The organism is Novosphingobium profundi, assembly GCF_018491765.1.
Taxonomy (GTDB): Bacteria; Pseudomonadota; Alphaproteobacteria; order Sphingomonadales; family Sphingomonadaceae; genus Novosphingobium; species Novosphingobium profundi.
This window is the reverse complement of the sequence record NZ_JABWCU010000002.1, coordinates 1-15543: the sequence shown is the minus strand read 5'-3', so window position 1 is coordinate 15543 and position 15543 is coordinate 1. Positions and strand designations below refer to the sequence as shown.

The window sequence follows — 15543 nt, the reverse complement described above, 5'->3', positions numbered from 1 at the left end:
CGTCCGGTTCGGCTGGATCGTAAGCTGCAGGAATTGTCGGCAACCATGTGCGAAGTCGAATGCTGATCGGAATTGACCTGGGAACGACCAACAGTGCCGTTGCGATCTGGCAGGACGGCGAGGCCCGACTCGTCCCCGCCGCTAGCGGGGAAGTCCTGACCCCGTCGGCCATCAGCCTCGACGAGGACGGCCACAACTGGATCGGCACTTCGGCGCTCGATCGCCGCGCAACGCATCCAGGCGATACCGCGACGAGCTTCAAGCGCGCGATGGGATCGCGCACGGTGTTCTCGCTCGCCGGTCGCGATTTTCAGGCCGAGGACTTGTCCGCCCTGGTCCTTTCCGCCCTCGTGCGCGACGTCGAATCGCTGACTGGATGCAAGCCGGCCGAGGCGGTGATCACGGTGCCCGCCTACTTCAACGACCGCCAGCGCAAGGCGACCCGCCAGGCGGGCGAGCTCGCCGGGCTCACCGTGCGCCGACTGATCAATGAGCCGACCGCCGCCGCGCTCGCCTTTGGCCTTCAGGACAAGGGTGATCGCGAGCCCTTCCTCGTCTTCGACCTCGGCGGAGGGACCTTCGATGTCTCGATTGTCGAGATGTTCGACGGCATCGTCGAGGTACGTGCCTCGGCCGGCGACAATCGGCTCGGCGGCGATGACTTCGACACGGCGCTGGCAAGCCTGGTGCGCGAACGCCTCGACCCGGACAAACGGCTCGCCGCCCTTGCTCCCGCGCGCAGGGACACCCTGCTGCTGCGCGCGGCACGCCGCTGCCGCGAAGCGCTCAGCCTGTCCAATGAGGCCGAGTTCTTCGTCACGCTCGACGAAGAAACCCGCCTCTCCACCCTTGTCGGGCAGGACGAATTCGAAGCCGCCTGCGCCCCGCTGCTCGACCGCTTGCGCGATCCGATCGTGCGCGCGCTTCGCGACAGCGCGATCGAGGCCGCAGAGCTTTCCGAGATCGTCCTGGTCGGCGGCGCCACGCGCATGCCCGTCGTGCGCAAGGCTATCACCCGCCTCTTCGGGCGTTTCCCGAACGCCACCGTGCATCCCGATCACGCGGTCGCGCTGGGCGCCGCGATCCAGGCCGGCCTTGCCGGTCGCGACGCGGCCCTCGAGGAAATCCGCATCACCGACGTGTGCCCCTACACGCTGGGCGTCGAAGTGGCCGAGCCCGACGCCCACGGCGGGCTCCAGCGCGGCCTGTTCTCGCCGATCATCGAACGCAACACGCCGGTCCCGGTCAGCCGGGTCCAATCCTATTCGACGCTTTCCGATGGACAGACGCAAATCGAATTCGGGATATACCAGGGCGAGGCACGCGAGGTCGTGCGCAACATCCGGCTGGGCGAGATCCGGGTGCCGGTACCGTCCCGCCCGGCGGGCGAAGTCGATGTCGAGGTGCGCTTCTCCTATGACAGTTCGGGACTTCTCGAAGTCGACGTCCACATTCCGCTCGACGACAGCCGCCACAACCTCGTCCTCGTCGAGGAAGAGGATCGAGCTGGCCCCGAGGACCTGGAGGCACGCCGGGCGCGGCTTGCCGAACTCAAGCTTCACCCGCGCGAGGAAATGCAGAACCAGGCGCTCATCGCCCGCGCCGAACGCTGCTACGAAGACCATATCGGCGCCATGCGCCACGCCATCGGCCGCTGGATCACCCACTTTGCGGGCGCGCTCGATACGCAGGACCCGCATGTGATCCGCGAGGCACGCGACCGCTTGAGCGCCAATCTCGACGGGATCGAGACTAGCGGCCCGCTATGACCGACCGCTTCCCCTGGTCGGTGCTCCAGATCGCACCGACCGGCGACCGCAGGGCCATCCGCAAGGCCTATGCCGACGCGATCAAGGCGATGGATCTCGACGCCGATGTCGAGGGGTACGCACGCCTGCGCAATGCGCGCGATCTTGCCCTTCAGCACGCCAGGCTTGAGGAAGACGCCCGTCCCGACGCGGGCTCGCCCGAGGCATCGGCAGTGCCCGAAGGCCATTCGGGTCCAGCTTGGCCGCTTGCGGCTCCGCGCTTGTCACGCAGTCTTTCCGAAGGTTCGGTGCGGGTCTCCGCCCTGCGCCACGAAGATGGCCACGGCCCCAGTTTCGGCACTGTCTTTCCCGACCGCCCTTCCGAACCGGGTGTCGGCGCGACCCTGGAACTGGACGCGAACCAGAGCCTTTCGGCCCCGACCCTGCTCGGCTACGGCGAGATCGAGGCCGCCCTCGGCCTGATCCCGGGGCAATCACCCTTCGAACGCCTCGAGTCGGTGCTCACCGAGGACAGCGCCCCGCACCTCGAGGAGCCCGCCCGGATCGTCGCGTCGCGCGCACTCGCCGCGGTTATCGAGGACGCCCGCTCCGCCGACATTTCGCGCCAGGAGCAAGTCGAGAACTGGCTGGCCGGACTTCTCGCGGGCAACTGGCCTCGCTCGGCGCCCTTGCTCGAACAGGCGACCCGGGCCTTTTCTTGGCAGGACGAGTGGCACCGTTTCGACGCGCGCCCACCTGTCCGCTTCATCGGAGCCCAGGTGCGCGCCGAGCGTTTCCGCAGCAAAGTGCAGGACCCCGCGCACCGCTATCACCGTGCCTGGCGCGAACTGAATCGGACAGGTCCCGCCGGTCCCTTTCGCGGCCTGCGTGCCTCGCGCGAGGATGTCCAGTTCGTGCTCTCCGGGATCCGGGCCAACTTCCCCCACGTCGAAGAGGAACTCGATCCCGCCCGAATCGAATCCTGGAACAAGCCTGTGCTCTGGCCGCGTATCGTGCTCGGCCTGTGCTGGCTGCTGCTCCTGCTGCACCTGCTGGGCGTCTCCTGGCCCTTCGGTCCGCGCAGCTTCCAGACGCCCGACGGGACCCGGATCGAACTTTCCGACGAAGCGCCCGACCCGAAGGTCCTTGGCGCGGCGATAGACGCTGCGGTCGCGGACAGCTTCGGCAAGGGGCACGATCTGGACTGGCTCTGGGCACGCGACCCCGTGCTGGGCGAAACCATCGTGATCCGCGTGCGCGATGCCCTGCAGTCGGGCAAGGGGGAGACGCAAGTGCAGCGCCTCGTGGCCAATTTCGTGCGCCAGGCCACCTACCTCAAGGGGCGCACTCTCTCGGGCGCCCCCCTAGAGGAATTGGGCCGATTGCGGCTCGACCAGTTGCGCGCGGCGCGCAACGACAGTCCGGCGGCCTGCCTCTCCGCGCTCAACACCGCGCAGCTTCCCGATACGACCGGCGTCTCGCCCGGCTTGCGCACGCGCGAACGCGAAGCCGCGGCCCGCCTCGCCAGCCTTCCGCTCCCCAACGACGACGCCGCGAACAACGATGCCACCATCCACATCCCCGGAGCGCTCGTGACCCAGGTTCTGGAATCGACCGGCCTGCCCGAAACCACCGTGCGCGCCGCCTTGCAGGACGAAGGCCCCGAAGCGGTGCGCTGCACCGTCTCGCTGATCCTGCTTGAAGTCGCGCTCGACTGGGATGGTGACGCCGCCCAGCGAACGGCAATCCTGCGCTCGCTCTGATTGCTTTTGCCTGCATTCAGGTAAGCGAGGTAGAATGGCCCGTATCACCTGCCTCGCGATAGGCAGGATCACGGGAGAATTGCGCGATGCGAGACAATCGTCCACGGCGCTTCACACGCCTAGCCGGCGCGCTCGGCGCGGCCACCTTGTGCGCGGCCGGCTTCCTCGTCAGCGACCTTTCCGCTCCGCCGCAGGCCCAGGCCCGCGACATACCTTCCGCGCGGGTCACCGAAGCGGCACCGCGCGGCATGCAGACGGCGGTCTTCGCCGGTGGCTGCTTCTGGGGCATCGAAGCGGTCTTCGAACATGTGCGCGGGGTGAAGACGGTCACGACCGGTTACGCCGGCGGCACGCGCCAGAGCGCCAACTACGCCGATGTCTCGCGCGAACGCACACGTCACGCCGAGGCGGTCCGGATTGTCTATGACCCCGCGCACGTGCGCTACGCCCAGCTTCTCGAAGTGTTCTTCGCAGTGGCACACGATCCCACGCAAGTGAACCGCCAGACCCCCGACATCGGCCCCAGCTACCGTTCGGCGATCTTCCCGCAAACCGAGCAGCAACGCCGCATCGCGCACGACTACATAGCCCAGCTCGATGCCGCGAAGGCCTTTCCCAGGCCGATTGCCACCAAGCTGGAGAACGGAATGTTCTTCCCAGCCGAAGACTACCACCAGGACTTCGCCCGCAAGAATCCGCGCAACGCCTATATCGTGCGCTGGGACGCACCCAAGGTGGCGCACCTCAAGGCCAGCTTTCCCAAGCTCTATCGCCCCTGATCGCGCCTAGAGCGCTTCGCCGGCGGCAAAGCCGCTCGCCCAGGCCCACTGGAAGTTGTAACCGCCCAGCCACCCGGTCACGTCGACCGCCTCGCCGATGGCGTAGAAACCGGGGACCTTGCGCGCTTCCATCGTCTTGGACGAAAGCCCGGCGGTATCGATCCCGCCCGAGGTCACTTCGGCCTTGGCAAAGCCTTCCGAACCATCGGGGACGAAAGACCAGCGCGCCAGCCGGGCCTCTGCCGCGTTCAGCGCCTTGTCGGAGAGATTGCCCATCTCTCCGGTCAGTTCGAGCCGCGCGGCCAGTGCCTCGGCCAGCCGGTCGGGCAGCGCCTCGCCCAGCACCGTGCGCAAGGCGGCGCGCGGGCGAGCGCGCTTGGCCGCGGTCAGCCAACCGCCCTCGCGATCCGGCAGAAAGTCGATGAACACGGTGTCACCGCGCTGCCAGTAGCTGGAAATCTGGAGGATCGCGGGGCCCGACAGCCCCCGGTGGGTGAACAACGCGGCCTCGCGGAACGCCGCCTTGCCGCAGGACGCGACGACCTCGGTCGCGACCCCCGACAACTCGCGGAACAGCGTCTCTTCGGCCGGCAGTGTCAGCGGTACCAGCGCCGGGCGCGGCTGCACCACCTTGAGGCCGAACTGGCGCGCCAGATCGTAGGCGAACCCGGTCGCCCCCATCTTGGGGATCGAGGGCCCACCGGTCGCCACCACCAGGGCCGGGGCCTGCGCCACACGCGCGCCGAAACGCACGGTGTAACCCGCCTCGCCATGCTCCACCCCAGCGATCGCATCGCCGCAGTGAATGGTGACGTCGCCGCGTGCGCATTCCTCCAGCAGCATGTCGACGATCTGGGTCGCGCGGCCATCGCAGAACAACTGGCCCAGCGTCTTCTCGTGCCAGGCGATGCCGTGGGCTTCGACCAGATCGAGAAAGTCGCGCGGGGTGAAGCGGCTCAGCGCCGACTTCGCAAAGTGCTTGTTGTTCGACAGGTAACGCTCGGGAAGCGTGTCGATATTGGTGAAGTTGCAGCGGCCGCCGCCCGAGATCAGGATCTTCTTGCCGGGCTTCTCGGCATGATCGAGCACGAGCACGCGCTTGCCACGAAGCCCCGCCACGCGCGCGCAGAACAGCCCCGCCGCACCCGCGCCGAGCACGATCGCATCGTACGTCTCGCTCACGAGGCCCGGGTCGCCTCTGCCGGGACGAGGTCGAGCGCCAGCGCTTCGGCGACGCGGATGCCGTCGACCGCCGCCGAAAGAATGCCGCCCGCATAGCCCGCGCCCTCGCCCGCCGGGTAGAGCCCGCGCGTGTTGAGGCTGTGGAAGTCGCGCCCGCGCGTGATGCGCACGGGCGAGGAGGTCCGCGTCTCGACGCCGGTCATCACCACGTCGGGATGGTCGTAGCCGGGCACCTGCCGCCCGAACACGGGCAGCGCCTCGCGCAGGGCCTCGATCACGAAGTCGGGCAGGCATTCGGCCAGATCCGTCAGGTGGACCCCGGGCTGGTAGCTCGGAGTGACCACGCCGAACTCGCTGGACGGCTTGCCCTCGAGGAAATCCCCCAGCTTCTGGCCCGGCGCCTTGTAGTTCGAGCCGCCCGCCTTGAAGGCAAGTTCCTCGAGATGGCGCTGCAGGCGCATGCCCGCGAGCACGTCTCCGGGAAAGTCACGCTCGGGGCTGATGTCGACGACGAGCCCCGAATTGGCGTTGAATTCCGCGCGCGAATACTGGCTCATGCCGTTGGTGACGACGCGCCCCTCTTCCGAAGTCGCGGCCACCACGCGCCCGCCCGGGCACATGCAGAACGAATAGACCGTGCGCCCGTTCGTGCACTTGTGCGAAAGCGCATAGGCCGCCGCGCCCAGGATCTTGTTGCCCGCATTGGGACCATAGCGCGCGGTGTCGATCCAGCCTTGGGGGTGCTCGATCCGCACGCCGATCGCGAAGGGCTTGGCCTCGACGAAGACCCCCGCCTTGACCAGCGCCTCGAACGTGTCGCGCGCCGAATGGCCGACCGCCAGGATCACGTGGCTGGCGGGCAGGAATTCGCCGTTGGAAAGGTGCAGGCCGGTGAGCTTCTGTTCGCCGTCGGCACCCGTCTCCAGTTCGAAATCGTCGACCCGCGTGCCAAAGCGGTATTCGCCGCCCAGCGCCTCGATCGTCTCGCGCATGGCGATCACCATGGTGACGAGGCGGAAGGTGCCGATGTGCGGATGCGCTTCGGTGAGGATGTCGTCGGGCGCGCCCGCCTTGACGAATTCGGTGAGGACCTTGCGCCCCAGGTGGCGGCTGTCCTTGATGCGCGAGTAGAGCTTGCCGTCGGAGAACGTGCCTGCCCCGCCCTCGCCGAACTGGACGTTGCTCTCGGTGTCGAGCACCGACTTGCGCCAGAGCCCCCAGGTGTCCTTGGTGCGTTCGCGCACGGCCTTGCCACGCTCTATGATGATCGGCTTGAAGCCCATCTGCGCGAGGACCAGCGCGGCCAGCAGGCCACAGGGCCCAGCCCCGATGACCACCGGGCGCGGGCCTGCATATCCCTCGGGGGCGCGGGTGACGAACTTGTAGCTGGTGTCCGGGGTTGGGCGCACATGCGGATCGTCCGCAAAGCGCGCGAGCACGCCCGCCTCGTCATCGACCACCAGGTCGAGCGTGTAGACGAGCTTGATGGCGCTCTTGCGGCGCGCATCGTTGCCGCGCCGCGCGACGCTCATGCGCTGGAGCTGGCCGGGCGCCAGGCCGAGGCGCTCCACGGCGGCGGCCTCGAGGTCCTCGCTTGCATGGTCGAGCGGGAGGGCAAGGTCGGAAAGTCGGATCATCGCGCCGCCATAGCTGCGAACGGCGCGCTGTACCATGCCCAGATTGCTCCGGCACAGATTGCGATGGACGGGACATCCTGTCCCCTTCCCGCTCCCGGGGCCATCCTGTATGAAACCCGCAAGAGAAGGAGTGAGACCCATGTTCATCGCGATGAACCGTTTCCAGGTGGCCAAGGGCGAGGAAGAGGCCTTCGAGACACTCTGGAAGACCCGCAAGTCCTACCTCGACGAAGTGCCCGGCTTCGGCGGCTTCCACCTGCTGCGCGGCCCCGAGGCGGAAGACCACACGCTCTACGCCTCGCACACGATCTGGGCGACCAAGGCCGATTTCGAGGCCTGGACCCAGAGCGAGGCCTTCCGCAAGGCGCATGCACAGGCGGGCAGCGCCAAGCCCCGCTACCTCGGCCCACCGCGTTTCGAAGGCTTCGAGGCGATCCATAGCGTCCCCGCCCCGAGCGAGGCCGCATGAGCGAGCTCGAGCCCCTGATCGCGCGCGCGGGCGGCAAGGAGGCCCTCGACCGGCTCGTCGAGCGCTTCTACCACCGCATGGACACCTGCGAGGAAGCGCGCAGTCTGCGGGCGCTGCACCCGCAGGACCTTTCGCACACCACGCTCATGCTCCAGAACTATCTGACCGAGTGGCTCGGCGGCCCCCCGCTCTATTCGAGCGAGAAAGGCCACCCGCGCATGCGCATGCGCCACATGCAGGTGCGCATCGACAGCCAGGCGCGCGACGACTGGATGTGGTGCATGGAGGGCGCGCTCGACGAATGCATCGCCGATGCGGATGCCCGCGAGGCGATCCGCGCGGCCATGGCCAAGCTCGCCGACTGGATGCGCAACACCGCCGACGCGCCCGCCTGACCGCGCCGCCCGCGCTTCAGCGTTTCGCCTCGAGGACGTTCACCAGCCACTGGCCGTAGCCCTCGAGTGCAACCGGCTCGAAGCCGGCCTGCATCGGGCTGACCGCGATCGCGCGGCGGTAGACGACGCCCTCGTCGTGCTCCTGCCCGGGTGCGGGCGCGGCAGCGTTCATCCCGAACGAAAGGCCGGGCAGATGCGGCAATTGCATGCCATATTCCTTGGCCATGCCCTTCATCATCGGCGAGGCGTCCCGCGCCATGTCGTCGACGAAGCGCATGTCGTAGGCCTGGTAGGTTCCCAGTCGCGTCGCCTCCCACTTCGCGCCGTCGAGCGCGTCGGGGAAATTGACGTTGAGCGCGAGGCCCCGAGGCAGGATGCGCGCCGCGCCCGCCAGCGCATCGAGCCGTGCGACAAGATCGGCCGAGAGCGCGGCAACTTTGGCCGAGGCCGGATTGGCAAGGCCCTTGTCGTCCACCGTGCGCATGCCGGCGCTCAGCGCAATCGCGGGAATGCCGTTCACCGCGGCCATCTGCGCCGCACTCACCGTGCCCGAGCCCATGATCGCCGCCCCCACGTTCTGCCCCTCGTTGGGCCCTGAGAGCACGAGGTCGGGCGCCTTGCCCCAGCGCGCTGCCCCCAGCACCTCGACGCCGTAGAGCATGGCCATGACCGGCGTCCCGTCGACATAGTGGAAGTCCGCCGTCGGGATGCCCTCGCGCTGCATCGCGCCCGCGCCGGGTGCCCCCACCGGGGCGGCGCCCGAACGGCACGCCCGGGCAAGCGGCGCGAGCGGCTGCGCGACCTTGATCGCGGCCCCCATCCCGCTCTGGTTGTCGCACGGGACCGAGACGATCACGTCGTGCCCTTGCGCCTTCAGCGCCTTGTAGAGCGCAACCACGTTGCTGGTGAGGCCGTCGTCGTTGGTAACGACGATCGTGCGCGCCTCGGCCTGGCTGGCGAACGCCGCCACGGACAGCGCGAGCGTAAGGCCCGCACGGACAGATTTCTTCATGCAATTTCCTCCGGATAAGGTCAGAAGTTGAAGCGCAGGCCGAAGAGGTAGCGCGCACCGATCCGCTCGACTTCGGTCGGCGTGGCGCTCGTCCCGGCATAAGCGACATAAGTCTCGTTGGTGAGGTTCGAGAGATCGGCGTAGAGCGTGAAGGTCTCGTTCACGGCGTAGCGCAAGGCCACGTCGAGATTGCCGTAGCCCTGGCGGTATTCCCCGCTGCCAAGGCCGCCCAGCGTGTCGAGCCAGTGCGTGCGCCACTGGTAGCTGACGCGGGCCGACACGCCGTATTTCTCGTAAAACACCGAGGCGTTGACGATCGTCCTGGACATGCCCTGAAAATCGTAAGTGGCCACCTCGCCATCGTCGTCGAGCGCGGTGAAATCACCGTCGAGGAGCGTCAGGTTGCCCTGCACGCCCAGCCCCGACAGCGCGCCCGGCAGGAAGTCGAACTGCTTGAGCGCGTTCAGTTCCACCCCGTAGAGCTTGCCGCTACGGCCGTTGTAAGTGCCCTCGAACAAGTAGCCCGAGCGGTCGACCCCGGCGCTGTCGTAGAAGTGCGAATTGACCGTCTCCTGCGCGCCGTAGAGCACGTTGTCGACCCAGCGGTAAAATGCGCCGAGGGCCAGCATGCCGTTGCCCGGCAGATACCATTCCGCGCTCGCATCGAGCCCCCAGGTGTATTCGGGCTTGAGCAGCGGATTGCCACCCGAGATCGTGCCCGGTGTGGCGGTGTCGCTAATCGAGGCGCCCACACGCACGGCCCCGTAGGCCGGGCGCGAGATACCGCGCTGCCCGGCAAGGCGCAGCACGACGTCGTCCGAAGCCTCGTAGCGCAGATTGAGCGAGGGGAAGAAATCGGTGGTGTGGGTCGAATAATTGCGCGCGCTGTAGTCCGTGCCATCGTAGAGCTGGCCTGCGTTGTCCATCGCGTAGTCCTCGACCCTGAGGCCACCGACCAGGGTCAGCGGCCCCACCTCGAGCTTGCCCATGAGGTAACCCGCCAGCGTGCGCTCGCGCTGCGTATAGCGGGTGGTCGGATCGATGTCGGTCGAGGGATCGTAGAGCCCGGCGCCTTCGAGCGTCGACAGCAGGCTCTGGGCATCGCGGCGCATGGCCGTGTTGTCGACGTAGTTCAGCGAAAGGCCCAGCGGATAGCTCGTGTCCCAGGCCTTGCCGGTGATGTAGCTGTTGATGTCGAAGGGCTGGCCCACCGCCTCGCCATAAGCGCCGAGATAGACATACTTGCTGCTCGACAGCGTGTTGCCCGCGATGTCGCGGTCGGCGTAGAGCAGCCCGGCGGCAAGCGTCAGGTCCCCCATCACCTTGGCCAGGTCCGCCTTGATCGTGTAGCTGTCCGACTGCGTGCGCTGCTTGAGCGGCAGCAGGATCGTGCCCGTCTGCGACAGGTCCGCCTGGTCGAAGCTGCCCCCCGCGTCGGTGAAGATCGGGAAGCGCGGATCATCGGCGGTGTACGTGAGTTCGGGAAGGGTGCTCGCGCTTGCCATGATCAGAGGCAGATCGGTGGTGTTGACCGTCCTTGCGTAGTTCAGCTTGACGCTCGCAGTGAGGCCGTCGAAGTCGTCATAGTCGCCGCCCAGCATCGCGATCGTGTTGCGGTTGCGGTACTTGCCGTCGTTGAACGAACCGCGCAGCGAGGTGACGGTGTCGCCGCTGACGCCAAAGTCGTACTGGTTGCGCTCCTCGTTATCGGCGAATTCGGACCAGATCACCTTGGCATAGAGCTTCTGCCCCGCCTCGGGACTCCACTCGAGCCCGCCGAACAGACCGTTGTTCCAGCGCTCCAGCTTGTAGTTGCGCACCGAATAGCTGGTCGCCGCGCCGCTTGCTTCGTCGTAGGAGGCCTCGCGGTTGTCGGTGACCTGGTCGCGCAAGTAATGCGAGGCGCCGAGCACCATGCCAAAAGTCTCGTTCGACCACGACAGGCGCACCGAACCCTGCCGCTGTTGCCCGCCGCCATGATCCATGACGCCGTAGCCGAGGCCTCCGTCGACGTGGAAACCCTGCCTCTCGAGCGGCGAATAGGTCTTGAGGTCGATCGTCGCAACGATGGCATCGGCCTGCAGGTCCGAGGTCAGCGACTTGTTGATGACCATTTCCGAAAGCATCACCGCGGGGATCGCGTCGAAGCGGAACGCCCGCGTGTCGCCGCCCTCGTCGACGCCCACCATCGGCACCCCGTCGATCGACACCGAAGTCCAGCGATTGGGCGCCCCGCGCACCTGGATGTAGCGCTCCTGCCCCTGGTCGCGCTGGACCGCGACGCCAGGCAGACGCGCGAGGGCCGCAGCCGCGTTCTGATCGGGGAAACGTGCCGCCGCGTCCGCCGAAGCGATGTCGGTCATGTTGACCGCGATCCGCTTGGCTTCGAGCGAGGCCTGCTGCGCGGCCACGATCGAACCGGTGACCACGATCTCGCCCGCTGGCGTCGAAGCGTCCTCCGCGACGGATGCGGATGCGGTTGCGCCGTCGCCGACCTCCTCCGCGCAAGCCGCCCCGGCCTGGAAGAGCATGCCGATCGCCACTCCACACAAGGCCGTCGAGCGAAGCAGGAACTGAGCCTGAGTTGTCATGAAAGGTGCCCCCTGTCTGTGAACCGAAGGCGCGACTAGAACGTTTGTATGTACCCCCCGTGACGGTTTGATGCCCGCTCGATGACAGCTTCGCCGGACGCAAAGTCACTCGCAATCGCCCTGTGCGCTTGCTAGACCCAGCAAACGCGCCGAACAGGCCAGGACAGATGGACGATATCGCAAATTACGCCCGCTCAACGCCCGAACACCTCATCTCGGCCGTACTAAACCAGTGGCAAACCCATGGCTCCACTGGAATTTCCGCACGTCGGATCAGCGCGGCTGCAATGATCCCCGTCTCGTCGATCTACCACCACTTCGGCTCTCTGGAACACTTGTTGTCGATCAGTCAGGACACAGCGATCGCCCGCGCGCGCGCGTGGTGCGACCGGCAGTTCGACCACCTCGACGACTACCCCCGCAACCGCGAGGCGTTCGCCCCCTTTTTCGCCTACGTCATCGACGACTGGTGCGAGACCCAGCGCGAACTGGCCTTCGCCTGGCGCGAAGGCGAACTCCACGCCGAACGCAGCGAGGCACTCCACGCCCGCGTCCTGCAATGGCAGAGGCTGTGGAGCGATTTCTGGTCCCGAGCCTGCGATCACTTTCAGATCGAACAAGGGCGGATCGTTGTCGAACGAGTCTTCGACAGCGAAAGCCTCCTGCATCTCATCCGCTGGCGCCGCACCGTCGACCGCGCCGGCCTCGGTGAATTCGCGCAGGTGCTGGGGAGCTGGCTGACCGGCACCAGCCCTCCCCCTACGCCCTGGCGCGACCACGCCCGCGCAATCGCAATCGCGACCCAGCCAAGCCTGCCCGAGCGTGACGAAGTGGCCGCGCGCATCGTCGCCGAGGCCGCAAAGCTGCTGGGCAACGCCGGCAGCACGCACCTCACTCACCGACTCGTCGCCCGGCATGCGGGGGTGACGCTCGGCACCGTGTCGCACAAGTTCCGCACCAAGTCCGACCTCCTGGGCGCGGCCTTCGAAGGCGTCTACCTCGGCATGGTCGAGCGGATGAGCGCCGGTCCGGGGAACGCACCGACCGACACCCGCGTCGGCGCGGTCGCCGATTCGATCCTCCTGGCCGCGAGCGAAAGGGCGCGCAACGAGCTGTTCCTCGCGGTAGCCCGAGATCGCGGCCTCGAGCGCTTCGGCCGCCAGTTACGCTATTTGCGCGGCCGCACGGGGTTCGGCATGCTCCAGTCCCTGCTAGGCGACAGCCGCGTGGTAACACCAACCGAAGGCGCGCTCTTCTCCGCATTCGGCATGGCCCAGATCCGCGTTCATTCGCTGAACCTGTCCGACGGGAAGGCCGATCAGATCAAGTCCGAGTACCAGGAACTGCTCGCACTCCTGCGCCCCCGATAGGACGCCACGTCCCGTCCCGACGCCCGCACGTTCAACCAGCTGCACGTGCGCGGCGCATCGCGCCCTGCCGCGTCCTGTTGACAAACCGAACATGCCTGCTACGTCGCGCCTATATTGTTAATGCGAATGACTCGCATATTCAAGAAAGGCAAATGATGGTCGCATCCAGGGGGGCAATCCGAAGTGCACGAGGACGTGGGTTCCTATCGGCAAACCGGAGCTTCACGCAGGGCAGCTTGATGCGCGGAACCGCGCTCGCGGCGCTTGCTGCGGCCGCCATGCTCGCCAGCCATCCCGCGCTCGCCGAAGCCGATGCCAAAAGTGACGCGCCGGATGACCGGATCATCGTCACCGGAGCCATCCCCGACGACTACACCGTCACCGGCCAGTCGACCTCGAGCCGGCTCGACCTCTCGCTGCGCGAGACGCCGCAATCGACGACCACCATCACCCGCGCGCAGATCGAGGACTTCAACCTCGACACGATCAACGACGTCCTGCTCATGACCCCGGGCGTGAACGTCGAGCGTGCCGAGACCACGCGCACGTATTACAACGCGCGCGGCTTCGACATCGTCAACTTCCAGTTCGACGGCATCGGCCAGCAACTGCCCTATGGCCTGCAGGTGGGCGCGGTCGACACCGCGACCTACGAGCGCGTCGAGGTGGTGCGTGGCTCGACCGGCCTCACCTCGCTGACCGGCAATCCGTCCGCGACCGTCAACTTCGTGCGCAAGCGCGCCGGAACCGAGACGGGTGGCCACGCCAGCCTCTCCTACGGCTCGTACGACAACGTGCGCGGCGACGTCGACGTGAACGCCGCGCTGACCGAGAGCGGCTCGCTGCGCGCCCGCTTCGTGGGCTCCTACGTGGACGGCGATAGCCACCTCGACTTCTACCACGAATCGCGCATGACACTTTACGGTACCGTTTCCGCCGATCTTGGCCCCGACACCGTCGCCACCGTGGGTTATTCGTGGCAGGAAAGCGATCCGCGCGGCGTCACTTGGGGCGGTGTGCCTTTCCTCGATGCCGAGGGCAACATGATGAGTTACGCGCGCTCGACCACGACCGCGCAGCCCTGGACCAGTTGGGAATCGATCAGCCGTGACATTTTCGGCGATGTCACCCACGATTTTGGCAACGGCTGGACGGGCAAGCTCTCCGCCTTCCGGCGTGTGCGCGACCTCGAATCCAAGCTGTTCTACCTCTACGGCAACCAGGACGAAAACGGCGACGGGCTCTACTCCTGGCCCGGCGCCTACAAGGACCGCGAGGAGGAGACCACGTTCGACGCCCACGTGACCGGCCAGTTCAACCTCTTCGGCCGCCAGCACGACCTCGTGCTCGGCGCCAACTACGGCGAGGCCAAGCTGTGGGAATACGAGGCCACCGACGACGCGCTGATCGGACTGCCGCTCACGCAGGAGCAAGCCTTCGGCGGCACGTTCCCGACCCCCGACTTCGGCGACTACAACCTGCAGGCCGCCTTCACCACCAAGACCTATGGCGGTTACGGCACGCTGCGGCTGTCGCTGGCCGAACCGCTCAAGCTGTTGCTGGGCGCCAACCTCACCCGCAGCGAACGCGTTGGCCAGTCCTACGGGACGCCCAACTACTTCGCGACGACGCGCTTCCTGCCTTTCGCCGGCGTCACGCTCGACCTGACCGGTTCGCTCACCGCCTACGCCAGCTACGCGACGATCTTCAATCCGCAGATCTACATGCGCGAGGACGGCTCGATGCTCGATCCGCTCGAGGGCAAGACGTACGAGGCGGGCATCAAGGGCGAGTGGCTCGAGGGCAAGCTCAACGCCGCAATCGCGATCTACAAGACAGACCAGCAGAACGTCGCCGAAACCGACGGCGTGATCAGCACCGTCACCGGCCAGTATGCCTATACGCAAGTCGACAATAGCTCGCGCGGCGTCGAATTCGACATCTCGGGGCAGCCGCTGCCCGGCCTACAGGTGACCGGGGGATACGCCTATGTCGATATCGAGGACGCGCAAGGCAACGACGCGCGCAGCTTCATCCCACGCCACACGATCCGCTTCAGCACCGTCTACACCCCGCCCGCGTTCGACATCCTGCGCCTCGGCGCCTCGGTGCGCTACCAGAGCCGGGTCACCAACGACGGCGCCTACCAGGACGAATACGCGGTGGTCGACCTGCTCGCGCGGCTGGCGCTCACCCGCAACGTCTCGCTCGGGGTCAATATCGACAACGTGACCAATGCCAAGTACTGGCAAAGCATCCAGTGGGCCCAAGGCCTTTACGACGCACCGCGCACCTGGCGCGCGACACTGGGCGTCAGTTTCTGATGGAGGGAACCGCACTGCTGACCTTGGGACTTGCCCTGTTCGCGGCTGGCCCCGTCCTGCTTCGCCTCGGCTGGCGCGGACCGCGCGTCTGGGTCGCGCTTGGATGGACTGCCCTTGTGCTCGGCTGTGCGCTTGTCCTCCCGAGCGATGGGGCCTGGGGATTGGCTGTGGGCTGCACGCTCGCCTCGACCGGCGCTCTCGCGCTGCTCGCCCTCGCCGGGTGGCGCAGCCCGGCGCCGGGCGGCACGCGCGCCGAGCGCGTGCCGGCGCCGC

The 15543-nt window shown here is 67.1% G+C and carries 12 protein-coding genes; 8 read left to right on the top strand and 4 right to left on the bottom strand.

Annotated features, from left to right (window positions below):
- The first annotated feature begins 59 nt into the window (after window positions 1-59).
- The 3 genes from HT136_RS01905 (at window position 60) to msrA (ending at window position 4290) form a co-directional block, all read left to right on the top strand.
- Complete coding sequence (locus HT136_RS01905; protein WP_214197240.1) at window positions 60-1769, top strand: Hsp70 family protein; 1710 nt, start codon at window positions 60-62, stop codon at window positions 1767-1769.
- The gene (locus tag HT136_RS01900) at window positions 1766-3511 is read left to right on the top strand and encodes a hypothetical protein (RefSeq protein ID WP_214197238.1); all 1746 of its coding nucleotides are present in this window, start codon (window positions 1766-1768) and stop codon (window positions 3509-3511) included. The genes HT136_RS01905 and HT136_RS01900 overlap by 4 nt, the downstream gene beginning before the upstream one ends.
- A gap of 86 nt (window positions 3512-3597) precedes the next feature.
- Window positions 3598-4290, top strand: a complete 693-nt coding sequence (gene msrA / locus HT136_RS01895; protein WP_214197236.1) for a peptide-methionine (S)-S-oxide reductase MsrA — start codon at window positions 3598-3600, stop codon at window positions 4288-4290.
- Window positions 4291-4296: 6 nt separating this feature from the next.
- Here msrA and HT136_RS01890 read toward each other — a convergent pair whose 3' ends face one another.
- Together HT136_RS01890 and HT136_RS01885 are read right to left on the bottom strand one after the other, a co-directional pair.
- Entirely contained in the window at window positions 4297-5472 is a 1176-nt protein-coding gene (locus tag HT136_RS01890) for a BaiN/RdsA family NAD(P)/FAD-dependent oxidoreductase (RefSeq protein WP_214197234.1), read from the bottom strand.
- Complete coding sequence (locus tag HT136_RS01885) at window positions 5469-7109, bottom strand: NAD(P)/FAD-dependent oxidoreductase (protein WP_214197451.1); 1641 nt, start codon at window positions 7107-7109, stop codon at window positions 5469-5471. Before HT136_RS01885 ends, HT136_RS01890 begins: the two co-directional genes overlap by 4 nt.
- A 139-nt stretch (window positions 7110-7248) precedes the next feature.
- On the opposite strand from HT136_RS01885, the gene hmuQ reads away from it, so the two are divergent.
- Window positions 7249-7578, top strand: coding sequence for a heme-degrading protein HmuQ (gene hmuQ, locus HT136_RS01880; RefSeq protein ID WP_214197232.1), 330 nt, complete (start codon window positions 7249-7251; stop codon window positions 7576-7578).
- On the top strand, window positions 7575-7973 hold the full coding sequence (locus tag HT136_RS01875; RefSeq protein WP_214197230.1) for a group II truncated hemoglobin: 399 nt from the start codon (window positions 7575-7577) through the stop codon (window positions 7971-7973). Before hmuQ ends, HT136_RS01875 begins: the two co-directional genes overlap by 4 nt.
- 16 nt (window positions 7974-7989) lie before the next feature.
- Here HT136_RS01875 and HT136_RS01870 read toward each other — a convergent pair whose 3' ends face one another.
- Together HT136_RS01870 and HT136_RS01865 are read right to left on the bottom strand one after the other, a co-directional pair.
- Window positions 7990-8985, bottom strand: a complete 996-nt coding sequence (locus HT136_RS01870) for a 5'/3'-nucleotidase SurE (protein ID WP_214197229.1) — start codon at window positions 8983-8985, stop codon at window positions 7990-7992.
- Window positions 8986-9005: 20 nt separating this feature from the next.
- Window positions 9006-11576, bottom strand: coding sequence for a TonB-dependent receptor (locus HT136_RS01865; RefSeq protein WP_214197227.1), 2571 nt, complete (start codon window positions 11574-11576; stop codon window positions 9006-9008).
- A 167-nt stretch (window positions 11577-11743) separates the two neighbouring features.
- Between HT136_RS01865 and HT136_RS01860 the strand changes: the two genes are divergently transcribed.
- From HT136_RS01860 to HT136_RS01850, 3 genes are all read left to right on the top strand, one after another.
- A complete protein-coding gene (locus HT136_RS01860) occupies window positions 11744-12946 on the top strand; it encodes a TetR/AcrR family transcriptional regulator (protein ID WP_214197224.1) in 1203 nt (400 codons plus the stop codon).
- 239 nt (window positions 12947-13185) lie between these two features.
- Window positions 13186-15270, top strand: coding sequence for a TonB-dependent siderophore receptor (locus tag HT136_RS01855; protein WP_214197222.1), 2085 nt, complete (start codon window positions 13186-13188; stop codon window positions 15268-15270).
- Window positions 15270-15543: hypothetical protein (locus HT136_RS01850; RefSeq protein ID WP_214197220.1), on the top strand; the 274-nt coding region annotated here is incomplete at its 3' end. The genes HT136_RS01855 and HT136_RS01850, both read left to right, overlap by 1 nt.